This is a genomic window from Acinetobacter sp. YH01021 (genome assembly GCF_013420255.1).
GTDB lineage: Bacteria > Pseudomonadota > Gammaproteobacteria > Pseudomonadales > Moraxellaceae > Acinetobacter.
The window spans coordinates 84,975-111,005 of sequence record NZ_VOYO01000002.1; the positions used below are offsets into that span (position 1 = coordinate 84,975).

23 protein-coding genes and 1 pseudogene are annotated in these 26,031 nt (G+C 44.4%); 12 read left to right on the forward strand and 12 right to left on the reverse strand.

Annotated features, from left to right (window positions below; all coding sequences use genetic code 11):
* Position 1: 1 nt before the first annotated feature.
* Together FTT86_RS02210 and FTT86_RS02215 are read left to right on the forward strand one after the other, a co-directional pair.
* Positions 2 to 1,186: an iron-containing alcohol dehydrogenase gene (locus tag FTT86_RS02210; RefSeq protein WP_180037093.1), complete on the forward strand. Its 1,185-nt coding sequence runs from the start codon at positions 2 to 4 to the stop codon at positions 1,184 to 1,186.
* 266 nt (positions 1,187 to 1,452) lie between these two features.
* Complete coding sequence (locus tag FTT86_RS02215; RefSeq protein WP_004280630.1) at positions 1,453 to 2,844, forward strand: APC family permease; 1,392 nt, start codon at positions 1,453 to 1,455, stop codon at positions 2,842 to 2,844.
* A 68-nt stretch (positions 2,845 to 2,912) separates the two neighbouring features.
* Here the strand turns inward: FTT86_RS02215 and FTT86_RS16240 are convergent, their stop codons facing one another.
* The 8 genes from FTT86_RS16240 to rplU all read right to left on the reverse strand — a co-directional run bounded on the left by FTT86_RS16240 (position 2,913) and on the right by rplU (position 9,376).
* Complete coding sequence (locus FTT86_RS16240) at positions 2,913 to 3,395, reverse strand: hypothetical protein (RefSeq protein WP_180180458.1); 483 nt, start codon at positions 3,393 to 3,395, stop codon at positions 2,913 to 2,915.
* Between the two features lie 89 nt (positions 3,396 to 3,484).
* Positions 3,485 to 3,961 (reverse strand): tRNA (cytidine(34)-2'-O)-methyltransferase, encoded by a 477-nt coding sequence (locus tag FTT86_RS02225; protein WP_180180459.1) that lies wholly within the window; start codon positions 3,959 to 3,961, stop codon positions 3,485 to 3,487.
* Between the two features lie 128 nt (positions 3,962 to 4,089).
* Positions 4,090 to 5,472 carry a siroheme synthase CysG gene (gene cysG, locus FTT86_RS02230; protein WP_180180460.1) on the reverse strand — a complete coding sequence of 461 codons (1,383 nt, stop codon included), beginning with the start codon at positions 5,470 to 5,472 and terminating at the stop codon, positions 4,090 to 4,092.
* A 73-nt stretch (positions 5,473 to 5,545) separates the two neighbouring features.
* Positions 5,546 to 6,817, reverse strand: a complete 1,272-nt coding sequence (gene serS, locus FTT86_RS02235) for a serine--tRNA ligase (RefSeq protein ID WP_180180461.1) — start codon at positions 6,815 to 6,817, stop codon at positions 5,546 to 5,548.
* A 100-nt stretch (positions 6,818 to 6,917) separates the two neighbouring features.
* Entirely contained in the window at positions 6,918 to 7,679 is a 762-nt protein-coding gene (locus FTT86_RS02240) for an RsiV family protein (protein WP_180180462.1), read from the reverse strand.
* A gap of 169 nt (positions 7,680 to 7,848) precedes the next feature.
* Complete coding sequence (lolA, locus tag FTT86_RS02245) at positions 7,849 to 8,544, reverse strand: outer membrane lipoprotein chaperone LolA (RefSeq protein WP_180180463.1); 696 nt, start codon at positions 8,542 to 8,544, stop codon at positions 7,849 to 7,851.
* Between the two features lie 246 nt (positions 8,545 to 8,790).
* Complete coding sequence (rpmA, locus tag FTT86_RS02250; RefSeq protein ID WP_004280639.1) at positions 8,791 to 9,045, reverse strand: 50S ribosomal protein L27; 255 nt, start codon at positions 9,043 to 9,045, stop codon at positions 8,791 to 8,793.
* Between the two features lie 19 nt (positions 9,046 to 9,064).
* Entirely contained in the window at positions 9,065 to 9,376 is a 312-nt protein-coding gene (gene rplU / locus FTT86_RS02255; protein ID WP_004280640.1) for a 50S ribosomal protein L21, read from the reverse strand.
* Between the two features lie 445 nt (positions 9,377 to 9,821).
* On the opposite strand from rplU, the gene sdsA reads away from it, so the two are divergent.
* From sdsA to FTT86_RS02300, 9 genes and pseudogenes are all read left to right on the forward strand, one after another.
* Entirely contained in the window at positions 9,822 to 10,799 is a 978-nt protein-coding gene (gene sdsA / locus FTT86_RS02260; protein ID WP_005265900.1) for an All-trans-nonaprenyl-diphosphate synthase, read from the forward strand.
* A gap of 15 nt (positions 10,800 to 10,814) precedes the next feature.
* Positions 10,815 to 12,863, forward strand: a complete 2,049-nt coding sequence (locus tag FTT86_RS02265) for a site-specific recombinase (RefSeq protein ID WP_017398024.1) — start codon at positions 10,815 to 10,817, stop codon at positions 12,861 to 12,863.
* A 152-nt stretch (positions 12,864 to 13,015) separates the two neighbouring features.
* Complete coding sequence (locus FTT86_RS02270) at positions 13,016 to 13,618, forward strand: phosphatase PAP2 family protein (protein ID WP_005265902.1); 603 nt, start codon at positions 13,016 to 13,018, stop codon at positions 13,616 to 13,618.
* Positions 13,619 to 13,654: 36 nt separating this feature from the next.
* A complete protein-coding gene (locus tag FTT86_RS02275; RefSeq protein ID WP_004280644.1) occupies positions 13,655 to 14,917 on the forward strand; it encodes an efflux RND transporter periplasmic adaptor subunit in 1,263 nt (420 codons plus the stop codon).
* A 13-nt stretch (positions 14,918 to 14,930) separates the two neighbouring features.
* Entirely contained in the window at positions 14,931 to 18,107 is a 3,177-nt protein-coding gene (locus tag FTT86_RS02280) for an efflux RND transporter permease subunit (RefSeq protein ID WP_180180464.1), read from the forward strand.
* Entirely contained in the window at positions 18,107 to 19,573 is a 1,467-nt protein-coding gene (gene adeK, locus FTT86_RS02285; protein WP_005252608.1) for a multidrug efflux RND transporter AdeIJK outer membrane channel subunit AdeK, read from the forward strand. The genes FTT86_RS02280 and adeK overlap by 1 nt, the downstream gene beginning before the upstream one ends.
* A gap of 108 nt (positions 19,574 to 19,681) precedes the next feature.
* On the forward strand, positions 19,682 to 20,038 hold the full coding sequence (locus FTT86_RS02290; RefSeq protein ID WP_005104015.1) for a YbjQ family protein: 357 nt from the start codon (positions 19,682 to 19,684) through the stop codon (positions 20,036 to 20,038).
* Positions 20,039 to 20,041: 3 nt separating this feature from the next.
* Positions 20,042 to 20,491, forward strand: a complete 450-nt coding sequence (locus FTT86_RS02295; RefSeq protein ID WP_180180465.1) for a YbjQ family protein — start codon at positions 20,042 to 20,044, stop codon at positions 20,489 to 20,491.
* Positions 20,492 to 20,689: 198 nt separating this feature from the next.
* Positions 20,690 to 21,363, forward strand: a pseudogene (locus tag FTT86_RS02300) (DUF1345 domain-containing protein).
* 121 nt (positions 21,364 to 21,484) lie between these two features.
* On the opposite strand, the gene FTT86_RS02305 reads toward FTT86_RS02300, so the two are convergent.
* The 3 genes from FTT86_RS02305 to FTT86_RS02315 form a co-directional block, all read right to left on the reverse strand.
* A complete protein-coding gene (locus FTT86_RS02305) occupies positions 21,485 to 21,982 on the reverse strand; it encodes a DUF2505 family protein (RefSeq protein WP_004280652.1) in 498 nt (165 codons plus the stop codon).
* Positions 21,983 to 22,131: 149 nt separating this feature from the next.
* Positions 22,132 to 22,407: a hypothetical protein gene (locus FTT86_RS02310; protein WP_005247793.1), complete on the reverse strand. Its 276-nt coding sequence runs from the start codon at positions 22,405 to 22,407 to the stop codon at positions 22,132 to 22,134.
* Positions 22,408 to 22,666: 259 nt separating this feature from the next.
* On the reverse strand, positions 22,667 to 23,152 hold the full coding sequence (locus FTT86_RS02315) for a hypothetical protein (RefSeq protein WP_180180466.1): 486 nt from the start codon (positions 23,150 to 23,152) through the stop codon (positions 22,667 to 22,669).
* Positions 23,153 to 23,523: 371 nt separating this feature from the next.
* Here FTT86_RS02315 and FTT86_RS02320 point away from each other — a divergent pair, with 371 nt between their 5' ends.
* Positions 23,524 to 23,991 (forward strand): GNAT family N-acetyltransferase, encoded by a 468-nt coding sequence (locus tag FTT86_RS02320; RefSeq protein WP_180180467.1) that lies wholly within the window; start codon positions 23,524 to 23,526, stop codon positions 23,989 to 23,991.
* On the opposite strand, the gene FTT86_RS02325 is transcribed toward FTT86_RS02320, so the two are convergent.
* Positions 23,988 to 25,799 (reverse strand): diguanylate cyclase, encoded by a 1,812-nt coding sequence (locus tag FTT86_RS02325; RefSeq protein WP_180180468.1) that lies wholly within the window; start codon positions 25,797 to 25,799, stop codon positions 23,988 to 23,990. The genes FTT86_RS02320 and FTT86_RS02325 overlap by 4 nt on opposite strands.
* Positions 25,800 to 26,031 lie beyond the last annotated feature (232 nt).

Genomic DNA, 26,031 nt, shown 5'->3' on the forward strand with positions numbered 1-26,031 from the left:
CATGGCTAAACCTTATTATGAATTTTTCTGTCCGGTCAAAGTGATTGCCGGTCATGCCGCGTTAGAACATATTCCGTTTGAACTTGCGACTTTGGGGGCCAAACGTCCGCTCATCATTACCGACAAAGGCGTCCGTGCCAACAATTTGTTGGCACCAATTGAAGCTGCATTTGAAATGGCAGATGCTGCAATTGTAGCGATTTTTGATGATGTACCACCCGACTCTAGCTTGGGTACAGTGCGCAGTGCGGCAAAGCTGTATCGCGAAAATCATTGCGACGCGATCATTGCTGTGGGCGGAGGTTCAGTCATTGATACCTCTAAGGCAACCAATATTTTGGTCTCTGAAGGCGGTGATGACCTGCTGAAATATTCAGGTGCTCACAACCTGCCTAAACCGCTGAAACCGTTTTTTGTGATTCCAACCACGTCTGGTACAGGTTCAGAAGTGACCATGGTCGCTGTCGTGTCGGACACTGAAAAGAACGTCAAAATGCCGTTCGCCTCTTATTACCTGATGCCGCATGCTGCGATTCTGGATCCCCGCATGACCCAGACCTTGCCGCCGCATTTAACCGCCATGACCGCAATGGATGCGATGACCCATGCGGTTGAAGCTTATACCTGCATGGCAGCCAATCCAATTTCGGATGCTTATGCGACTGCAGCAGTTAAGAAGATCAGTGCCCATCTATTTAATGTGCTGGACAACCCTTCCGATGCACAAGGCCGTCTGGAACTGGCACAGGCATCGACCATGGCAGGAATTGCATTTTCCAACTCGATGGTCGGCATTGTGCATTCATTGGGGCACTCATTGGGTGCAGTGGTACACCTGCCGCATGGTTTATGCATGAACTTATTCCTGCCTTATGTGCTGGAATACAACAAAGAGGTCAATGGCGATAAAATCGCAGATCTGCTCCTGCCTTTGGCGGGTGCCGATATTTATGCACAAACGCCGGCGCATCTACGTGCTGACAAAACTATTGCAACGATTCTAACCATGCGTGACCGGATTTACAGTCTCACCAAATTACCGCGCACATTACGTGAAACCGGTAAGATTTCTGAAGCCCAGCTCGATGAAGTGGCAGAGAAAGCCCTGAATGATGGTTCCATCATTTATAACCCGAAAGAAGCTACCCTGGAAGATTTAAAATCTATCTTAAAAAAGGCTTGGTAATTACTGAAAAATAAGCCAATATAGCCGAAATTCTAGCCTGATGTTTTTTTAAACATCAGGCTTTTATCTTGCATAAGAAAAAATTCGATTTCTTTTTTGAATGGCACATTTTATGCAGGACAAAAGTCAAAAAAATAGCTAGCAAAAGCCGTTCTTTTCAAGTAGATTGGCGGACTTTTATAGAAAACTGTAGGGGGGATCGTTCGTCTCAAACGATCCTTATAAATATGACTGATCCTTGATCAACGATTAAGAGGATAACGCCGTTGACTAATATCTCTGGGACTCAATCGGCAGCTAAACTGCAAAAAACGCTAGGACTCTGGCACATCATTATTATTGGTTTAGCTTATATTCAACCCATGACCTTGTTTGATACATTTGGTCTGGTATCTGAAGAAAGTAACTTCCACGTTCCTACCTCTTACATTTTTGCACTGATTGCAATTTTGTTAACCTCCTTGAGCTATGGTCATATGATTCGTCGCTACCCTTCTTCGGGTTCGGCCTATACCTATGCGCAAAAATCCATCCACCCGAACGTAGGTTTCATGGTGGGTTGGTCATCCTTGCTGGATTACCTGTTATCGCCAATGGTCAATATCATTCTGGCGGTGATTTATCTGGAAGCACTTTTCCCAGACATGAACCATTGGGTTTGGGTCATTGGTTTAACCGCCTTTATGACCGCGATTAACCTTCGTGGTGCGAGATTTGTTGCCAACTTCAACAGTATGATTGTATTCGTACAATTGGGCGTCATTGCATACTTCACCTGGATGGTTTACCAACTTCTGGAAGGTGGCGTAAATGCAGACGGCACACTGGTCGATGCAAAGTACCAACTGTGGAGTTTAGAGCCATTCTGGAATGAGTTTACTTCTGTTGCTGCCCTGATTACCGGTGCAACCTTACTGTGCTTCTCATTCACAGGTTTTGACTCCTTAAGTTCTCTTGCTGAAGAAACTAAAGATACCGAAAAAACCTTACCTAAAGCGATTTTCTTGACTGCATTATTGGCAGGTATCATCTTTATCATCAGTACTTACTTCATGCAGATCTTCTTCCCGAATGATCCAAAAACTTACTTTGAAGATATCGCTGCAACACAGCCGGATATTTTACAAGCTGTCGGTGGCGTGGCGTTTAAAACAGTCGTACTTTACTTCGCGATTGTGACAGTTATGGCTTCTGGTATTTCAGCACATGCGGGTGTATCACGTCTGATGTATGTAATGGGTCGTGATGGCGTAATCAACAAGAAGATCTTCGGTCATATTAGCCCGAAAAACTATACACCTTCATACAACATCCTGATCGCTGGTGCAGTGGCTTTAACTGCTGGCTTTATGGATCTTGATTTTGTGGTGTCTTTGATCAGCTTTGGTGCCTTAACTGCATTCAGTTTCGTCAACTTGTCGGTGATTTCACGTTATGCATTACGTGATGGTCGTACCAAGAGTGCTAAAGAGATCATGAACTTTGTCGTTGTTCCTTTACTTGGCTTCATTTCAGTCTTTGCATTGTGGCTAGAAGTCGATGAAGCTTCGCTTAAATATGGTCTGATCTGGGCATTTGGCGGTATCTTGTACTTGGGTTATAAAACCAAAGGCTTCAAGCACCCAGCTCCTCAGCACAATGAATTTGACGATAAATAATATCTTTTCAATTCAAATAAAAAAGGCGCTTCATGCGCCTTTTTTATGTCTGTCATGTTTTGATTTTACTAACGCAGATAGCAATCAAAACCCATCTGGGTATTAACTCGATTATTTTCATAACCCAGTTTCTCAATAAACAGACTGCGATTAGACAATAACTTTTGCTCTTCCGGACCTAAACGGGCTCTATTTTTGATAGCCAGTTGATACATTTCATCGACGACATCCTGAAAAATATCACAGACTTCCTCACGCTTGGCGGGCTTTAATTTACGCCCCCGCCAGGTCCATTGAAAATCATCTGAATTCAGGCTCTGCCCCCATTTTTCAATACGCGCATCTAAGCGTTTTTGCATGTTAAGCAAACCCTGCTGTATTTCTGCCTGAGTAATGGGCTGAACTTCCTTTGTTGCCGATATGGCGGCTCTGTCCTCTTCCGCACTGACGGAAGCCGCAATAGTTTCAAGGCAACATGCGATGACAAGTTTTAATAGAGGCTTCAAAGCAGCACCTTTTGTTATATTTGATGAAGTTATAAACTCAAGCATACAATGAAGTGAAAAGCAGTTTATCTATTTGTTACACAAAATAAAAAAGCCACCCAAAGGCAGCTTTTAGAATCATCACAAATTTCCGCTTAAAGCGTTTTAAAACCCTGCTGACGCCAAGCTTCATACACAATCACTGCTGTGGCATTCGACAGGTTCAAACTTCGGGAGTTTTCTGCCATCGGTAAACGAATCCAATGCTTTTGCGGAAACATCAGACGAACATATTCAGGCAGACCACGAGTTTCCGGACCCATTAACAAGGCCACAGGACGGTTTAAATCCGAAGTGTGCGGTGTTTCAGAACCTTTGGTGGTCAATGGATAGATGGCATCCAGCCCAATGCCTTTACTTGCCAGATCGGCCAGACAGTCTTCGATATTTTCCCAAATCTGCATATTGGCATATTCGTGATAATCCAGACCGGCACGTTTCAGCTTTTTGTCATCCAGTTCAAAACCCAACGGTTTGACCAGATGCAACTGCGCTCCTGTATTAGCACACAAACGAATGATATTGCCTGTATTTGCAGGGATTTCAGGCTCATATAAAACAACGTGGATCACAGCTTACTCACTCAATATATTTAATTCAGACACGACATTCGTCTTGCGCTCGGGCAAAGCAGTGCTTTGCTTATCCTCTTACTTCAGGCACAGCCTTCATCTTGCGCTCGGGCAAAGCAATGCTTTGCTTATCCTCGCTCATGCCATTGCAATTGTTCACGTAAGCGTACGACTTCACCAATAATGGTCAAAGTCGGTGCCTGAATCTGATGTTCGGATACCTTCGATGCAATATCTGCAAGCGTTCCTACTACAACTTTCTGTTCAGGCGTCGTACCTTTAGAAACCAAGGCCACCGGCATATCGGCTCGCTGACCATGAGCGATTAATTCTGCACAGATTTTCTCCAGTCCCACCAGTCCCATATAAAGCACCAAGGTCTGGTTTTCATAGACCAACTCACTCCAAGGCAATTCGGGTGAGCCTTCTTTTAAGTGACCTGTCAGAAAACGCACACTTTGCGCATAATCACGATGGGTTAAAGGAATGCCGGCATAGGCTGAACAGCCTGAAGCTGCGGTAATCCCTGGAACCACTTGAAAAGTGACACCTGCCGCAAAAAGTTCTTCAATCTCTTCACCGCCACGCCCGAAGATAAATGGATCACCGCCTTTCAGACGACAAACCCGCTTTCCTTCACTGGCATATTTCACCAACAAGGCATTAATCCCGTCTTGCGGAACCGCATGATTGGAACGTGCCTTACCGACATAGATCTTTTCCGCATCGCGGCGGCACAGCTCCATAATTGGCGCTGAAACCAGTCGGTCGTAAATGACCACGTCGGCTTGCTGCATTAAACGCAAGGCTTTTAAGGTCAACAATTCTGGATCACCCGGACCCGCACCGACCAAGTAGACTTCACCTTTCGGCTGTTGCCATTCCTGTAAGGCCTGCTCAATCAGGCGATCTGCTTCCGCGATATTGTCGTTGAACACCTGTTCTTTTAGCGAACTGGCATATAAATCTTCCCAGAAAATACGGCGTTCATCCGGATTGACAATTTTAGCCTTAACCGCACTGCGCCATTTTCCTGAAAATTCAGCCAGCTTGCCCATTCCATGCGGAATAGTCGTTTCCAGTTGGGTACGGATCTGACGCGATAATACCGGCGACGTACCATTCGATGCGACCGAAATGACCAATGGCGAACGGTCAATAATCGCTGGCACCATAAAGCGGCAATGCGGCGGATCATCAACGCTATTGACCAGAACATTTTCCGCTTCACACAGTTCAAAGACCTGACGATTGGTCTCTGCATCGTCAGTCGCTGCAATCACCAGTCGATATGAACGTAATGCAACTTCAGGATGAAAAGCGGCTTGGACATATTGTCCTTGGCTATTTTGCACAATTCGCAGCAGACTCTCTTCAATTTCAGGCGCAATGACATGAATGATCGCACCTGCTTTTTGTAGAAGAAGTGCTTTACGGTATGCAATATGTCCACCACCGACAATCAGACAAGGTTGCTGTTGCAACTTTAACGAGATTGGAAAAATATCCACGAACTACCTCAAAATTTTAAATCTGACTGTCTATGCAATTTTCATGCACATTTAGGGATGCTGAGATCGACAATTAGTCGATATAAGTCGCACCACCCATATATGGACGTAATACTTCAGGAATCTCAATCGAGCCATCAGCGCGTTGATAGTTTTCCATCACTGCAAGTAAAGTACGACCCACGGCCAGACCTGAACCATTCAAAGTATGTACAAATTCAGTTTTCTTCTGATCAGCCCGGTAACGCGCTTTCATACGACGCGCCTGGAAATCACTCATGTTTGAACAAGATGAAATTTCACGGTAAGTATTCTGGCTTGGTACCCAAACTTCCAGGTCATAAGTCTTGGTCGCACCAAAGCCCATGTCACCACCACAAAGTAAAATTTTACGATATGGAAGTCCGAGTGCTTGCAAGATACCTTCAGCATGGCCAGTCAATTCTTCAAGCACTTGCATCGAGGTTTCAGGCTTCACAATTTGAACCATTTCAACTTTGTCGAATTGGTGCTGACGGATCAAACCGCGGGTATCACGGCCATAAGAACCTGCTTCACTACGGAAACATGGCGTATGCGCTGCATATTTCAGTGGCAGACGGTCTGCATCAATAATTTCATCACGTACGAAATTCGTCACTGGCACTTCAGCAGTCGGAATCAGATAAAACTCTTTTTCGCCCTGCAGCTTAAACAGATCTTCTTCAAATTTAGGTAGCTGACCTGTACCGCGCAATGAGTCTGCATTGACCAGATAAGGTACATAGGCTTCAGTATAGCCATTTTGATCAGTATGCGTATTTAGCATGAACTGGGTAATGGCACGTTGTAAACGTGCTAATGGACCTTTTAGTACACTAAAACGTGAACCGGTTAATTTGGTCGCGGTTTCAAATTCCAGACCGCCCATTATTTCGCCTAGATCCGTATGATCTTTGATTTCGAAATCAAATTCACGTGGTGTACCCCATTTCAGGATTTCCACATTATCGCTTTCGTCTTTACCTTCAGGCACAGCTTCATCGGGCAAGTTTGGAATAGACAGTAATTTTTCTTCAAGCTCAGCTTGCAGTTCAGCCAGAGCTGCTTCAGCCGCTTTGATTTCATCACCAATCGCAGACATGCGCGTCATGATTTCAGATGCGTCGCCACCTGCTTTTTTAATTTGACCGACTTGTTTGGCACCGGCATTACGTTCAGCTTGCAAGGTTTCTGTCTTGGACTGAATCTCTTTACGGCGTGCTTCTAGGGATGCCCACTCTTCAACATTGAGTTGAACACCACGTTTTGCCAAGGCTACATTTACAGCCTCAATATTATTTCTGAGTAATTTCGGGTCGATCATAATCAATCTTTGCAGAAGAAAAAAACTGGCTATAGTGTAAGCTCTTAACGTCAAAAAATACAGTGACCCTGACCCTAGCTGCGTCCTATTAGCACAATATTTAGGAAGCTGCCTGCTGCAAAATGGCTAAATATTCAGGGCGAATCACTTCATTTAAATCCGCATAGGACACTTTTAATTCAGGCATTCCTGTTGCTGCGGGAGCTAGTTCTCCTGCCGGATACACCATCACCAGACCAGACCTGTCAAAATAATAGTTATCACTCAATTTTAACTGCTGTTGTTGAATCCCTTGCGTATTCAGCCATTGAGTATTCGCCTGATACATTGCATTCAGCAATTTCTGCTCACCGCCATTTAATAATAGTTGAGACAAGGCCAAACGCTTTCTCTGCTTTAGATCAAAATTGATATATTCTACATGTTTCAGAGAAGCATTTTTATTCCTTGCCAGATTGGAACTTTTTAAGGCAAAAGTCGCCAGATGAGCGTGCTGACCGACAAATTCCACCTTCATAAAGCGCTGATCCAGATAATGCGGCTCATTGGCTTTTTTCGGATTTTTCTGGGTGACTTTGGTGAATGCAACAGGCTCAGTATGCTGAATGCGCTCAATAAAATATTGATTAATCCAGTCAACATTGCTGTCCACCGTCTGTAGATCAAAGCGTACACAACCTTCTATTTCACACACCACTTTGTCTGCCCCTTTAATTGGAACGGTTTTGGCTTCAATTTGCACAACCCGATCTGTTTGCGCAAGCTTTGCCACTGAACTGGATTGAGGCTGACAACCCAACATACTTACAGTGAGTAATAAAACAGCGTAAATTTCAGTAGTTTTAAATAGATTAATCTTCATCCTGAGCTCCAAAAATTTTGCAATTTCATTGACTCGACTTTTATTTATTCTAAGATGCTCTCGTGTTTAGATATAGCTGAACCTTGTAGCCTGTCCAAAACAATCCCGATGATTGGCAATAAAAAAGCAACCTCGAAAGGTTGCTTTTTCAGTTGGTTCATATTGATGCTTATTGATCAATGATGTCCGTACCTTTTGGTGGGGTAAAATTAAAGGTAGAGGCTGGAATACTGTTATTTACTTTTACATTGCTAAATTTGATATTGGTGGTTTGTCCCAATGAATCCTGCAAGATCATCAAGCTTGGTGCTTTGTTCGCGCCAAAGCTAATGGTCAGGCTTTCAAACACACCATCGGTATTTTTAGGATACAGCGTGTAATAGGTTTTACCTTTATTTGGCTGAGTCACCCGGTAAGACTGCATAATCTGGCTGGTGTTTCCTGACAGCAATAAGGCCGGCGTATTGGCAACCTGCTCATCTAAGCTTTGACGAACAGCTTGCTGCAAGTCCGGATCATAAATCCATACGGTTTTACCCGTGGTTGCAATGACTTGCTTCGACGGTGCGGTCGTTTCCCAATAGAATTTACCCGGACGCTCAACTTTCATCACCCCTTTAAAGGTTTGATTCATATGTTGTGCAGTCAAACCTTTTTTCTGGATCGCTCTTGGATTGGTTACCTTGGTGCTTTGTTCGAAATTTGCAGTCATGCTACGCACATGATTGAGCTGCTTGACCAGACTGTCTGTTGCCTGTTGCTCCGAAGCTGCCACAGGTGCAGCAAACACGGTTGTACTCATCACCGGTGCTAAAGTCACTGCACCCAGAGCCATAGCACAGACGGTTTTACGAAGCATATTCATAATTTCACCCTTATATTTTGCGTGATCGCAATTTATTTGATAGCTCATCTTAAACGAAAATTAAAAGCTAAAATGATAGAAAATAAGAACTTTTGTATTGTTATTAATTCGAAATCGGTTTTTTTGTTCATCATTATGAAGATTTCAGGACAATTTTTACATTATGGAATGTCGCTTAATCTGCCTATTAATTTTCAGGCATAAAAAAACCCACAAAAGTTGTGGGTTTTTTTCTATCTCAGCGAATTACGCATCAACAGATACGTAGCGACGGCCAAATTGACCTTTCACTTCGAATTTTACTACGCCATCAGCAGTAGCAAATAATGTATGGTCACGACCCATACCAACGTTTTGACCAGCGTGGAATTCAGTACCACGTTGACGAACGATGATGTTACCTGCAGTTACAGTTTGACCACCGTAAACTTTAACACCTAACATCTTAGGATTCGAATCACGACCGTTCTTAGTCGAACCACCGGCTTTTTTAGTTGCCATGTCTATTTACTCCTCGTAATTAGCCTGAAATAGCTGTAATTTTCAACTCAGTGAACCATTGACGGTGACCTTGTTGTTTACGGTAGTGTTTACGACGACGCATTTTGATGATGCGGATTTTGTCGTGACGACCATGGCTAACTACTTCAGCAGTTACAGTAGCACCAGCAACAACTGGAGCACCGATTTGAATGCTTTCACCGTTAACAAGCATCAATACGTCATCAAACGTAATAGTCGCGCCAGTTTCAGCTTTCAATAATTCTACTTTAAGGGTTTCACCCTCAACTACACGGTGCTGTTTACCACCGCTTTGGATTACTGCGTACATAATGTACTCCAAACAAGCCCGTGTCGTCGTGCCGATAAAGGAATATATCGAACTTAAGACGTACGCCACTGGGGGGATATCTAAGGGCGAGGATTTTAAGGGATATTCAAAAAAACAACAAGCCATTTTACTGAAATAATAATGAGCAGGATGCGCTAATTATTTAACTATTAAATAATTTCTATCAAATCAAATACTCAAGATATATTCAGCAACAAAATAATACAGCAGAAATCCGGCCAGTTTGATTAATATACTCAGCCTGACGAATAGGGCGACGCCCCTGACCTTTCCTGATTTTTATGGCTCGAAATATGGATCGAATCTACATAAGATCTATAAAAAGCTGATTTTTAGTGGAGTTTATGCATTTCTTAGGTTTCACTCATGTTATAAATTGTTAAACTACGCCCAGCGATTTACCAGACTAGAGGTTTTCTTTCACATGACCATCGACTTTAAGCAAGATATTCTCGCTCCTGTTGCTAACGACTTTGCTGCGATGGACACATTCATTAATGAAGGAATTACCTCAAAAGTTGCATTAGTGATGGCCGTCAGCAAACATGTGGTAGAAGCGGGTGGCAAACGTATGCGCCCGATTATGTGCCTTTTGGCCGCCAAGGCGTGTGGTGCTGAAAATTTAGAACCGCACCGTAAACTGGCTGCAATTATTGAAATGCTGCATACCGCAACACTGGTGCATGATGATGTGGTAGATGAATCCGGTCTGCGTCGCGGCCGCCCGACGGCCAATGCCACCTGGAATAACCAGACTGCGGTTTTGGTCGGCGACTTTCTGATTTCACGTGCTTTTGATTTGCTGGTCGATCTGAACAACATGGTGTTGCTCAAAGATTTTTCGACCGGTACCTGTGAAATTGCTGAAGGTGAAGTGCTGCAACTACAATCCCAGCATCAGCCGGAAACCACTGAAGCGACTTATTTGAATATTATTCATGGCAAGACCTCGCGCCTGTTTGAACTGGCAACAGAAGGTGCTGCCATTTTGTCGGACAAAAACGAATTCCGTCAGCCTTTAAAAACCTTTGCCGGACATTTCGGCAATGCTTTCCAGATTATTGATGACATTTTAGATTACACTTCCGATGCGGACACGCTCGGCAAAAATATTGGTGATGATCTCATGGAAGGTAAACCGACCCTGCCATTGATTGCGGCACTGAAAAACACCACCGGTGAGCAACATGAAATCATCCGTCGCAGTATTGCGACTGGCGGTACGGAACATCTGGAACAGGTCATTCAAATTGTCAATGAATCTGGTGCGCTGGATTATTGCCGTCAACGTGCTACAGAAGAAACTGAAATTGCAATTGATGCCTTACAGGCATTACCTGACTCCGAATATCGTCAGGCCCTGATTAATCTGGCCAAACTGGCCCTACACCGAATTCAGTAACTTTTAAACTCGCCTATGCATATTAATTTTCTAGATCTTTTTCAAAACATGCAACACCAGCTTGAACAACCTCGGGCGGTGCTGGATGAAAATCTTCTGATTGAACTGGTTGAAAGAATCAGACCAGAAGACAGCAGAAATACCGAAGAGATCGAAGCGAAATTCAATGCATTTATCCGGGCTTTATTACTCACCCCGAATGCGGTTGCCACGCTTCAAACCTTTACCCTGCGGATCATTAACCGCTATAAACAAACCGGTCTGTTTTCCGATACCGGTATTTTGTCTCTGGATGGGTTCTGGAACCAGCTGAATCAGCGCCTTGGCGCGCATGTCTTACCGCTGATTCCCGACCATCAGCAACTCCAGGAATTATTCCGCAAGGTTTTTTATCAGCGTACCGATAAATACTGGCTGGATTATTTTGATGAAGATGACTGGCAACGTTTATTTTCAGTCCTGAATCAGGGACATTCCAATCAGCCTGAAAAAACCCGAATTAAAGACCAACTGATCAAGGCATTGACCATTTTGTCTTACCGGATCAGTGGTATTGGTCTGCACCCTGAATTTATTAATGCCCAGCCTGAACTGATGGAATATGAATCTCCTTTTCTGGTACAGAATCGTGAGATTAACGAGTTTATTCAGGAATATAAAAAACGTTACAACACAGTCACCCTAGTCGATTCGATTACCCCACCGGATGCCTCACAAGCACTGGTGATGCTGGAACAATGTCATGATGTCGTGGCCAAGATTCGCCGTTCTACCAAGCGGACTGGCGTCAGTGTCAGCCTGACCTATATGCTGGCACTGCTAGAACAGTGTCTGGAACGGGTTGAGATTCTGCTGAATATGGTCATGGATGACGATGATCTGCGTTATCAATCCATTGGCCTATTTATGGCGGACATTACTGAAGCAATTTATAGCGAACGCAGTGTGCGGGCCCTGCTGGCCACCAATAGTGAACTTTTGGCTTTACAGGTCACTGAAAATGCCAGCAAGACCGGTGAGCATTATGTGAGTACCGACAAGCAAGGCTTTCTGGCCATGTATAAATCGGCTGCAGGTGCTGGTGCCATCATCGCGACAATGGCCACCTTAAAAGTTCTGATGACACGCCTCACCATGGCTCCGTTAATGCAGGCTTTTAGCTACAGCATGAACTATTCACTAGGTTTTATGCTGATTCATGTGCTGCATTTTACCGTGGCAACCAAACAACCGGCGATGACTGCCGCTGCACTGGCTGCTACCGTACAGCAGCGTAAAGGCTCGAAAATGGCTCAAATTGCCGAGCTGGCTGCGCTGATTGTAAATATCATCCGCACCCAGTTTGTCGCCATTTTGGGCAATATTTCTATTGCAATTCCCGTAGCAGCATTGATTACCCTGCTGTGGGATTTTGCGCTGCATGAACCTTTAATGAATCATGCCAAGGCTGCCAAAACCCTGCATGACCTGAATCCGTTTACTTCATTGGCGATTCCACATGCAGCGATTGCCGGAGTATGTTTATTCCTGTCCGGATTATTGGCCGGTTATTTTGACAATATGGCCGTTTATCGCAAAGTCGGCCCGCGACTGAAAGCCCATGTGCGTTTATCGCAGCTGATGGGGCAAGAGCGTCTTTACCGTTTTGCTGATTATATCGAACGTAATCTGGGTGCACTGGCGGGTAATTTTATTTTTGGGATCATGCTCGGCAGTATGGGCACCATTGGTTTTATTCTCGGTCTGCCGCTGGATATTCGTCATATTGCCTTTGCCTCTGCCAACTTTATTCAAGGCCTGATTACGATCAATGGTCCCGATATCGGCTTGATCGTAGTGTCTTTTCTGGGTGTGTTACTCATTGGCCTGACCAACTTGTTTGTCAGTTTCACTCTGACGATTATTGTAGCCTTACGCGCACGCCGGGTGCGTTTTGAACAGTGGAAACCTTTGGCAAAACTGGTCATGACGCACTTCCTGACCCGACCTAGTGATTTCTTCTGGCCACCCAAGCAAAGCATTGAAATTGACGAAAATCATACATCGACAAAAACTCAAAACTGAGATAATTACACTATATTTAGCAACAAATTCCTTACGAAAAAAATGGAATTCGCATAAAATACGCACACTTGAAAAAAAGTGTACTGACAAGTACACTTTGGTTCAGACAATTGGCCGATCTGCGAACGGTTAAAAGGACAAGGATTTTTGGCATGCATTACTTGTTACTTTTTGTCGGTATTTTATTTTTAATTTTCAGTGTGTTCATCCTGAATATTCCCGCTTTAAACGAGCTCGACTTGCAAGCTGTGGAATGGATGAGTCTGTATCGCACCGAGTTTTGGAATCAAATTACTCAGTCCTTATCCTTAATAGGTGGCATGCCATTTGTATTATTTTTATCCACGCTATGGTGTATTGCATTGCTGTGGTATAAAAAGTATACAAACGCAATTTTTATATGTATCGGAATTATCGGAGGAATTCTCCTAGCTTGGCTGTTGAAATTTACGATTGCCCGACCCCGACCACCAGAATCCTTGCATCTGGTTGAAAGCTTTGGAAGTTCCTTTCCAAGTGCCCATAGTCTATATGCGGCCTGTCTGGCTTGTCTGGCAATTTACATCCATCGGCAACATTCCCGTTATACCCTCATCGTGATCGGTGCAGTGGTATGGATGCTGATGATGGGGATCTCAAGAGTTTATCTGGGCGTACATTTTCCTTCAGATGTCATATCCGGCTGGAGTATCAGTTTTATTTGGATTTCGTTGTGGTATATGGTCTGGATCAGATATTGCGCGGCTCACAAATAAGAAAATTTAGATATAAATCTAATTAGAGGTGGAATAATGATGTCTGCAAAGCTTTGGGCACCTGCCCTGACTGCTTGCGCATTGGCAACAAGTCTTGCACTTGTTGGTTGTAGCAAAGATCCTAAAGAGGGCCAGCAAGCTGGTGCTCAACAACAAATGCCACCGACTGAAGTCGGTGTTCTTGTTGCACAACCGCAAAGTGTAGAGCAGTCTGTAGAGCTCTCAGGTCGTACAACAGCATTTGAAATTTCAGACGTACGTCCACAAGCCAGTGGCGTGGTGCTTAAACGCTTGTTCACGGAAGGCAGCTATGTGCGTGAAGGTCAGGCCTTGTATGAAATCGATTCAAGTACCAACCGCACTACAGTAGACAATGCCCGTGCAGCGATTGCCCGTGCTGAAGCCAATCTGGGCGTATTGCGTGTGAAGGAAGGCCGTTACCGTCAACTGGTCGGTACCAATGCCATTTCCAAACAGGAATATGATGACATCGCGGCACAGGTCAAACTGGCTGAAGCTGATTTGAATGCCAATCGCGCAACTTTGCGTAATGCAGAAATCAACCTAGGCTATTCGACTGTACGTGCTCCGATTTCGGGCCAGACCAACCGTTCGTCTGTGACAGCGGGTGCCTTGGTGACAGCGAATCAGCCAGAGCCATTGGTAACGATTCAGCGTCTAGATCCAATCTATGTAGATATTAACCAGTCAAGTGCCGAGCTTTTACGTTTACGTCAACAGCTTAATCAAGGCAGCTTGAATAGCTCTAACAATACCAAAGTCAAGTTGAAGCTTGAAGATGGCAGTATCTACCCGGTTGAAGGCCGTCTTGCATTCTCTGATGCTAGCGTGAACCCGGAAACAGGTACCGTGACTTTACGTGCGGTATTCCCGAACAAAAATCACCTGCTTCTGCCAGGTATGTTTGCCACTGCACAAATCGTACAGGGTGAAGTACCGAATGCGTTCCTGATTCCGCAAGCAGCTTTGACCCGTACCCCAACAGGTCAGGCGATGGCGATGCTGGTCGGTGCTGACAATAAAGTGACGCCACGTCCAGTGACTACCGTTGGTTCCCAAGGCAGCAACTGGATTGTGACTGAAGGTCTGAATCCAGGCGATAAAGTGATTGTAGATGGTATTGCGAAAGTAAAACCTGAACAGCAAGTTGTACCAAAACCTTATCAACCTCAAGCTGCTGCGCCACAAGGTGCTGCACCGCAACAGCCTGCAACGAGCGAGAAAAAGGCAGATGATGCTAAAGAGAAACCTGAACAAAAACCTGCTGCAAATGCATAAGGAGTAATGGTTCATGGCTCAATTCTTTATTCATCGCCCGATTTTCGCATGGGTGATTGCATTGGTGATTATGCTGGCGGGTATTTTAACCATCAGCAAAATGCCGATTGCACAATATCCAACCATCGCGCCACCGACCGTGACGATTTCTGCGACTTATCCGGGTGCGTCTGCTGAAACTGTTGAAAATACAGTGACCCAGATCATCGAGCAGCAGATGAACGGTATGGATGGCTTGCGCTATATCTCGTCTAACAGTGCGGGTAATGGTTCTTCTTCTATTTCCTTGAATTTTGACCAGGGTGTCGATCCTGATATCGCACAGGTTCAGGTTCAAAACAAATTACAGTCTGCGACTGCCCTGCTGCCTGAAGATGTACAGCGTCAGGGTGTGCAGGTGACCAAATCGGGTGCCAGCTTCCTGCAAGTTTTGGCATTCTATTCGCCTGATAGCAGCCTGACCGCAGATGACATCAAAGACTATGTTAACTCGAATATTGCTGAGCCTTTAAGCCGTGTGGCCGGGGTCGGTGAAGTTCAGGTCTTTGGTGGTTCTTATGCGATGCGTATCTGGCTGGATCCAGCCAAGATGGCCAGCCTGCAAGTAACGCCAAGTGATATTGCTACTGCAATCCGTACCCAGAATGCACAGGTTGCGGTAGGTCAGTTGGGTGGTGCGCCTGCAGTTCAAGGACAAGTGTTAAATGCGACGGTAACGGCTCAAAGTCTGTTACAAACGCCGGAGCAGTTCAGCAATATCTTCCTGAAAAATGCCACTTCTGGTGCACAGGTTCGCTTAGGTGATGTTGCACGAGTTGAACTTGGTGCAGATAACTATCAGTTCGATTCTAAATTTAATGGCAAACCGGCTGGTGGTGTAGCTATTAAGCTCGCGACTGGCGCCAATGCCCTGGATACCGCACAAGCAGTTGAAGAGCGTTTAAAACAGTTACGTCCGAACTATCCACAAGGCATGGTCGACCAACTGGCGTTTGACACCACACCATTTATTGAACTGTCGATTAAGAGTGTAGTTAAAACCCTGATCGAAGCGATTATTCTGGTGTTCCTGGTGATGTTCCTGTTCCTGCAGAACTGGCGTGCCACCATCATTCCAACCATGGCGGTTCCAGTCGTCGTATTGGGTACTTTTGCCGTCATTAACATCTTTGGCTTCTCGATTAATACCCTGACCATGTTTGCCATGGTATTGGCGATTGGTCTTCTGGTCGATGACGCGATTGTTGTGGTCGAGAACGTCGAACGGGTCATGGTGGAAGAACATCTGGATCCGGTTGCTGCAACTGAAAAATCGATGAAACAGATTTCTGGCGCATTGATTGGTATTACCTCGGTGCTGTCGGCAGTATTCGTTCCAATGGCTTTCTTCGGTGGAACCACCGGGGTCATTTATCGCCAGTTCTCGATTACGCTGGTAACAGCGATGGTCTTGTCACTGGTGGTTGCCTTAACCTTTACCCCTGCCCTATGTGCGACCCTGCTGAAACAGCATGATCCGAACAAGCCGGAAAGTAATGGTATTTTTGCGCGTTTCTTCCGCTGGTTTAATAGCAGTTTTGATAAGGTCTCTGTGAAATATCAGGGCGGCGTCAACCGTATGACTCACAGCAAGATTTTCTCAGGCGTGGTGTATGCCGTGGTACTGGGTATTATTGTGCTGTTGTTCCAGAAACTGCCTTCTTCGTTCCTACCTGATGAAGACCAGGGCGTGGTCATGACGCTGGTTCAGTTACCGCCAAATGCTACCTTGGAACGTACCGACAAAGTGGTCAGCACCATGACCAACTATTTCTTGGAAAACGAGAAAGAGCATGTCGAATCCGTCTTTAGTGTGGCAGGTTTCTCCTTCACGGGTGTGGGACAAAACGCAGGTCTGGCATTTATTAAACTGAAAGACTGGTCAGAGCGTCACAGTCCGGAATCTCAAATCGGTGCCATTATTCAACGTGGTATGGCGCTGAACATGATTGTCAAAGATGCGTCTTACATCATGCCACTGCAATTACCTGCAATGCCTGAACTGGGTGTGTCGGCTGGCTTTAACTTACAGCTCAAAGCTGCAAGTGGTCAAAGTCATGATCAGCTCCTGGCAGCACGTAATACGATTCTCGGTCTAGCAGCACAAGACTCGCGTCTGGCTGGTGTACGTCCAAATGGTCAGGAAGATACTCCACAGTACCGTGTCATTGTCGATCATGCACAAGCTGGTGCACTCGGTGTCAGTGTTGCTGAAATTAACAGCACTATGGGTATTGCTTGGGGCGGTTCGTATATTAATGACTTCATTGATCGCGGTCGTGTCAAGAAAGTCTATGTTCAGGGTGAAGCTGGCTCGCGTATGATGCCGGAAGATCTGGACCAATGGTATGTACGTAATAACCGCGGTGAAATGGTGCCATTCTCGGCGTTTGCCACAGGCGAATGGACCTACGGTTCTCCACGTCTTGAGCGTTATAACGGCGTATCGTCCATGAACATTCAGGGTACACCTGCTCCGGGTATTAGCTCGGGCGATGCAATGGTGGCCATGGAAGAAATTGTAGCGAAGTTACCAGAAATGGGCTTGCAAGGTTTCGACTTCGAATGGACAGGTCTATCTTTAGAAGAGCGTGAATCTGGTGCACAGGCGCCGTTCCTGTATGCCTTGTCACTACTGATCGTCTTCTTGTGTCTGGCAGCCCTGTATGAAAGCTGGTCGATTCCGTTCTCGGTTCTACTGGTGGTGCCATTGGGTATTGTTGGTGCATTATTACTTACCTTTGGTGGAATGGTGCTGCTGCAAAACCCGAACCTGTCGAATAACATTTACTTCCAGGTGGCGATTATTGCCGTGATTGGTCTTTCTGCGAAAAACGCGATCTTGATTGTCGAGTTTGCGAAAGAATTGCAGGAACAAGGTGAAGAGTTATTTGAAGCGACCTTGCATGCGGCAAAAATGCGTTTACGTCCAATTATCATGACCACATTGGCCTTTGGTTTTGGTGTATTACCTCTTGCTCTGGCTTCAGGTGCGGGTGCAGGTAGCCAGCACTCAGTCGGTTATGGTGTACTCGGCGGCGTGATCAGCTCGACCTTGTTAGGTATCTTCTTTATCCCGGTATTCTATGTGTGGATTCGAAGTGTCTTTAAATACAAACCAAAACAACAAAATCAGGAGTATAAGTCGTAATGCAAAATGTATGGTCTATTACAGGTCGTAGCATTGCGGTATCTGCCCTTGCGCTTGCTTTGACGGCCTGTCAAAGTATGCGTAGTCCAGAGCCGGTTGCGCAGGCAGATATCCCGAGCAGCTATACCAATGCGTCTGGTACTTCTGTAGCAGAACAAGGTTATAAAAACTTTTTTGCTGATCAGCGCCTGTTACAGGTGCTGGATCTGGCATTAAACAATAACCGTGATTTGCGTATTGCTGCCCTCAATATTCAACGAGCTCAGCAACAGTATCAGATTACTGAAAACAACCAGTTACCGACGATTGGTGCCAGTGGTAGCGTATTACGCCAGGACACCATGAATTCCCAGAATCGTGGTGCAGTGACGACTTATAATGTCGGACTGGGTGTAACTGCGTATGAACTGGATTTTTGGGGACGTGTCCGCAGCTTGCGTGACAATGCGCTAGATAACTTCCTAGCGACCCAAAGTGCTCGAGATGCGACGCAAATTGCCTTGATTGGTCAGGTGTCTCAAGCTTGGCTCAGCTACTCGTTTGCCAATGCCAATCTGGCTTTGGCTGAGCAAACGCTGAAAGCCCAGCTTGAATCTTTTAATCTGAACAAAAAACGTTTTGATGTCGGGATCGACAGCGAGCTTCCAGTGCGTCAGGCGCAAATTTCGGTTGAAACAGCACGTAATGATGTTGCGAATTACCGGACTCAGGTGGCACAGGCACAAAACCTGTTAAACCTGCTGGTCGGTCAGCAAGTGCCTGCGAATTTATTACCAGCACAACGCGTGACCCGCATCACTTCCAATACTGCATTGGGTTCAGGCTTGCCAAGTGATCTATTGATCAACCGTCCAGATGTTCGTGCAGCAGAATACCGCCTGTCTGCGGCAGGTGCCAATATTGCGGCAGCACGTGCACGTCTGTTCCCGACAATTAGTTTGACCGGTTCAGCAGGTTATGCCTCTACTGATTTAGGCGACCTGTTTAAATCAGGTAGTTTTGCCTGGTCATTTGGTCCGAGTCTGGATATTCCAATTTTTGATTGGGGTACCCGTCAGGCCAATATCCGTATTTCTGAAACCGATCAGCAAATTGCCTTGTCAGATTACGAAAAGTCGATTCAGACTGCTTTCCGTGAAGTAAATGATGCCTTGGCAGTACGTCAGAATATTGGTGATCGTCTGGCAGCTCAGCGCCGTCTGGTCGAAGCAACCAACACCACCTATCGCTTGTCTCAGGCACGTTTCCGCGCCGGAATTGACAGCTATCTGACTGTACTGGATGCACAGCGTGCGTCTTATGCAGCAGAACAAGGTTTGTTATTGCTTGAACAGGCCAATCTGAACAATCAGGTTGAAGTCTACAAAACCCTGGGGGGCGGCTTGAAAGTCAACACGACGGATACCTTGCCGAATACCCCGTCTGTGTCTGAACAGCGCCGTGCGGCAGAACAGCCAGCGCAATAAATTCTAGACAGATCAAGAAAAGCTCACTTCGGTGGGCTTTTTTTTATTGCATTTTCAAGGCAGTTTTCCTATTGTCATAGACCAGCAATTTATTTAGAAAACATGCACATGTTACTTAGCAATCTGGAATCTGTACCGGGTCATACCATTCGCCAGCAAATTGATGTGGTGTATGGCAGTACCGTACGCAGCAAACATGTCGGACGTGACTTACTGGCCGGCCTGAAAAATATTGTCGGTGGTGAGCTTACCGCCTATACCGAACTGCTGGAAGAATCCCGTCAGGAAGCCATGAACCGCATGATTGAAAAAGCCCGTAGTATGGGTGCCAATGCGATTGTCGGCATTCGTTTCTCGACCTCTAATATCGCCCAAGGTGCTTCTGAACTCTTTGTTTATGGGACAGCCGTAGTCGTTGATCCGATCATGCCGAAATTGCCCGACCCTTTTCCGCAGGCAGATTAATGCATGGATGGTTTAATTCTCCAGATCATCATTTTTGCCATTCTGTTTAGTGTTGGTTTCGGTTTTGGACGTTATAACGAAGGTAAACATTTTCGTTATCTGGATGAACAGGAACAACGTCTGGCATATATCCGGGTGAACAATAGCCGCTTCGCTGTGTCTGAATATTCCGGACATATGATCAGTAGCAATGTGGTCATTTCGCATGATTATTTTAAATATGCGATTGCCAATGTACAGAATATGCTGGGTGGCCGTCTGACCAGCTATGAAAGTGTAGTAGAACGCGCACGACGTGAAGCAATTGTACGTTTAAAATTGGAAGCCGAAAAAATCGGGGCGACTCAGATTATGGGCATTCGGCTCAGCACCACTGAACTCGGTATGCAAGGTGGCATGGTGGAAGTCTTTGCTTATGGCACTGCAATCCAACAACCCGCTCAATCCGTTTAAACATCAGTTCAGAAAAAATCTATTGAGATAATCACGCCTGCTACGCGATCCGCGCAGTCAAATGACTCAACTCGAATCAGTTCGACACCTTTAGGATGAAATGTCGTAGAGGAAATAACTCAGACCGTTGCAATCTTCTTTATTGCAAACGGTTCTGTGCTAGGATCTTGAGAAATCAGCAAAATAAATATAAATGACATGATGCAGTTTCTTCAATCTATAAAAACGGCACTTCAATCCCGTCTGTATTTCTTTATTATTTTCCCAGCAATCGTTGGATTTTATCTGGTTTTACAAGCCTTCACCCCTTTGAGCTGGTCAAGCTGCCTGTTGATCAGCTGGAATATCGCAATTTACGTTTATTTATTATTGACCATAAAAAACTCTGGCGTATTGATCATGCTCATATCCTGCAACGCGCCATGCAACAGGATGCCAGCAAATGGATCATTCTGTTTCTGGTGATCACCACCCTCATCATGTGTTTTATAGCGATTATTATTGAAATTAATCACTTACCTAAAGATACTACCATCCGAACCGGTCATTTAATCTTGTCAGTTCTGACCATTATTTCAGCCTGGTTCTTGATGCATACGATTTTTGCAATTCATTATGCACATGACTTTTATTTTGCGCTCGACAAACAGCAACAAGGTGGACTGGATTTCCCCAATACCACCAGACCGACTTATCCAGACTTTCTATATTTTAGTTATATCATCGGGACTTCTGCGCAAACTGCAGATGTATCCATTACTTGCCAATCCATGCGAGTCTTGAATACCCTACATTTGCTTTTGGCTTACGGATTCAATACCACCATTCTGGCCATCAGCATTAACGTGACGGCAAACTTTATCAGCACTTAAGCTGGGTTTCTTGGATAGTGGCAATACACTGAAAATGGTGATCTACCGCCCAATTAGCTACCACTACCCAGCGTCTACCTAATCAGTTTTTAAATTAGGTCGATCACACTATTTGATTGCTTCAAGCGGTGAGACCTTTACGCAATTCATCTTCGACGATGCTGAGTTCAATTTCACTAAATTTACGAATCTCACCTTCCGCATGCTTTTCTAGCATGCCACCGAGCAAAGGCACTTTGACTTTGACTGTCCAGTTTAATTGAAACTGGATCTGGTCTTCATCTCCGGTAACTGCACGCTGACAGATGGCTTCGATCGGCAAGTTCGCACCGAGTTGTACCGTCGAAGTCATTTCATTCAGATCGCTGACATCGGTACGCTGCAAACGGAAGGCATCTTTGAGTAATTTTTTTGCGATATCCGGAATATTAACATCTAGATTATAAGCGCGTTTCAGGGTATACATATGCCCCTGCTTTTCCGAAACCAGGATTTCCAAGTTTTGCGCAGGAATTCGATGGCAAACTGCCTCATGCAAACGAATATCATTGGCCAAACGCTTAAATTCATCAATAGACACGCCATTGATAATTGCTTTCACGGTGAATTGATGTGCCATGCTAATTTTTCCTTATTTTTATTACGATATTCGCCTATGCCAATCCTGACCAATGCGAATAAAAATCAGATACAGAGATGACTCTGCAATTTATATCAACTTTATAGCGGATGTCATTATTCTTTTATCGGGAAATGCCGGCAGTCCGGTCAATGTTTGCAACATAGTTTTACTGAAAGCTGTGCCTGTCCACAGCTGATCTGTAGCTGTGCTTCGCCATAATAGATCACAGCATGAAACTCATCGGCACCATCGTCCAGACCGGAAACATAGTATTCTGTACCAGCTGGGAAAGCCTGCAGCCAGTCAGCCTTATAAAAATCAGAGACAGAATCAAACTGCAAATACAGTTCAGGCTCAGCTTCGATCTTCATCGCCAGAGCAATAAACTTCTGTAATTTTGCTTGATGAAAATCAATGATCATAGCGCTCCTGACTTTTTAGTCCGGATCATTGCTCGCCAGACTTCATACATTCTAAACGACTATTTCGAGGGTACGACTCGCGAGTTTTGAGGTTTTTCTAGCGCAAGATTATGGCTTAAAGGAGATAAATTATATGGGCTATTTCCGCCAAGGGGCAGAAAAAATCTGAGCTAAGGCATGAGATACCTTTTCTGAATTACAATGACTTAAGTACCTAGCCTGAGATCTTCAGTCGTAGAGAATGACTGAAAGTTGTGTTCTAAGCACAGTCAGAATGCAAAAGTTCCCTGCGAATTTCATGCCGGTGCTCTTCTCCAAAACGGTCGACATGTGCATAGAATACGCCATAGCGACAGACATAATATTCCAGTGACTGATCATAAAAATTCCAGAAAATAGACCATTCGCCTAAGTCCATCTGACGAATCTGGGTGCAACTGTGCATCGGCATTTTTTGTAATAGTTCTTGCTGTAACTGTTCGGCCTGTGCTCGATTATCAATATGCACCTGCCGTTGAAAGAATAGCTGTGCCACATCATCAAACAGTTCCAGTTCATAAGTATCCACCAGATGTACTTGCTGCTCTTGCTCGATGACCTCTTGCTCTGTCATGCTAGAAATCTGTGCCGGTTTTTCTGGACGCTGACACACCAAATGGCGCTGAGCTTTATAGATCTTTCTGCCGACGATCCAGGCAGCATTCAACATGAATAAAACACATAACAACAGCAGTAATTTCAGCATGGTTGATGATCTCATGTGACTAATTTTATTTTTATGGTTATAGGATCAAGATTCATTTGAATAGTCCCTTTTGACTCAGCATACGTCTATTTTTTATACAGTGCAAACTTGAGGCTTATTTTTACTATTTATCTTCTCTGCTTGCTCATTTGTGCCCAGATTCTAACTTCGATTTATTTAAAAATTGATTTACTTTGATTTTTTATTTTTAACGCTGTAATGAGATTTAAGAACTTGAGATAAACAAACAGGACAAATCAGCAACAGAACCAATCTTCACATTGATAAATCACAGCAAACATTCTCAAAAAACTACAATATTGTTCTGTTTTTTACCCTCTTCTTTTTTATCAAATAAACCCTCACTATAAATGTTGGAGAAAATGAATAATATTATGATTCGTGAAGGGAGGGTCGAAGATATACCTCAAATTATTCAGGTCATTCATGACAGCATTCAATCTTGCGTACTGGATCATCAGCGTGAAGAAAGCAAAATTCAAACCTGGCTAGAAAAATTTGATCATGCCAGCCTGATTGTCGATATGCTGTATAACGATTGCTGGGTTTATCTCATCTATGACAAGGTCGCCGGGTTCTTATTGGTCAGTGATGTTGGAGAAATCCGGATGCATTATGTGGCCCAACACTGCCAAAGACTGGGGTTTGGCACCGCGTTATTTCATCAAATGCATAGTGCTTTATTAAAGAAAAAAATTCATCAGATTGAAATACAGTCTACTCAAACTGCCTTAAGTTATTATCAACACTGCGGCTTTCATCCACATTCTGCCGAGTCAGAAGATGAATCGTGTTATCTGTATAAATATGTTTTTTAATCGGCCTCTTTCTCAATTTTTAACTGATCACGTCCTGCCTGTTTAGCGGCATAGAGCTGCACATCTGCCGCTTTCATCAATTCATGAATATCTGCATAGCCATGTTTTTGTTCAACCCAGGCCGCGCCCATACTAACCGTAACATAATCTTTTGCATCTGGCCGATTCAGATGTTCCATACGCTGTTCCCGAATCTGGTTTAATACATTTTCCAGATTTTTTAGGGCAGTTTGAACTGGCATTCCAGTGAGCAGAATCGCAAACTCTTCACCACCATAACGCGCCAGATAGCCAGACGGTGGTAAAGCAGATTGAATAATCCTAACCAGATTTTTCAGGATTTCATCCCCTTTTAAGTGGCCATAATAGTCATTATAGTTTTTAAAAAAATCGACATCGAGCATGGCAAAAATCAAGGTATGTTGCGGCTGCTGTTGGGTCTGCAAAAACTGCTGCTGGATTTCATGATTTAAGGCACGCCGGTTAAAAGCTCCAGTCAGCGCATCAATATTCATTTGCTGTTCCAGTTTGGCATTCACTTCACGCAGTTGCTGGGTCCGTTCTTTAACTTTTTGATCGAGCGAATTATTGAGGGCGATCAGGTTCAGGTTCAGCTGTTCAGTCTCATAAGTTTGATGTGCATAATGTCTAGACTGCTGAAACATGATTAATAAGGCATAGATACTGGTTGAGATAAAGAACAGATGCGTGGTTTTAATTACATTGATCAGCAATAGATAATCATTCAAAAAAGTTAGACAGAGGAAAATAATTGCAATCAGATTTAAACGCGAATAATGCTCTTTATAACGTAAGGTCTGATAAAAGCCGTAAATAAAATTACCGATGATGACCAAGGCGAAAATCGCACTAAATAGGGCCAGACGTTCAAATATCTCAGGAGGTGAAAATAGGGTGAAAGTAATGTTAAAGACCAGTAATGCCACTGCGATATAATAAATCAGCGGATTTAGATAGCGCCGGTTAAACAGATGCATATAGCTGAGAAAAAAGAAGGCCGCAATAAAAGTAAACAGATACTCTAAGCGGGTTCCCCACAGCCAGTTGATATTGGTAAATACCGAATAGGCATAAGGTGCAGAAAACAGGTTATGCAGGGTCAAAAAGACAATAAACCAGCCAAAAACAAAGATACTTTTACTGTTACGTTCTCGTGATCCCCGGAATACCGAAAATAGAATGGTAAACACCCCCACCCCAAGTACCGCCCCGCACACCATGGCAATACTCATCATGAGCTGCTGGAATTGGCGATTGATGGTACCTGCAACACCAATCTGCATCGGTCGTTCAAGACCGCCATGCAAGTGGGTATAATTGGAGGCCTGAATGCTTAAAGTAATATATTCAGTGTCTGGAACAAAATAGCCAATACGCGGTGCTTTCTCAGTCACCTGTTTGTCAGGTGTGGTACTGATTTCCCCGAGACGGACAATAAACTGTCCATTGACATATACCCGATAGGCGCCGTATTGGGTTGGAATCCGAATCGCGATGCGTCGCCCGAGAAATTCTTTCGGAATTTTAAAATAACCAATAAAGGTACCGTAGCCAGAGTTTGAACCCGCTAGAGTTTTAAAAGAGGCTGGCAATTCAACTGTTTTTGACTGGAGTACGGGGCTGGGCTGAACAATAAACTGACTCGGATAAAACAGCCATTTTCCCTGCAAAGGACTCGTACTATGTTCGGTAAAATGAACTTCAGTAATATGGTCGTGAGATTGCTGCTGAAATGACGGCGAAGGGAGTTCATCCTGAGCGATTGCTGAACTTATGATGCAAGTCATCCAGCTCAAGGCCCAGACAAATACAAAAAAACAGACATTCCTTATCAAGTTATGCAAATACGTTCTATCTCTCTATCTCAAAATAATTCTTTATTATTCTTATAATCTACAAGGAATATTTTTGATTTCAAATCTTTTTAGATGTTTTTTGTAGCGTCTCCGGCACAGTCTATTTTGAAGCGACTGCACCAGAACCTTCATACATTTTTGAATAAAAAATATATTTTATATT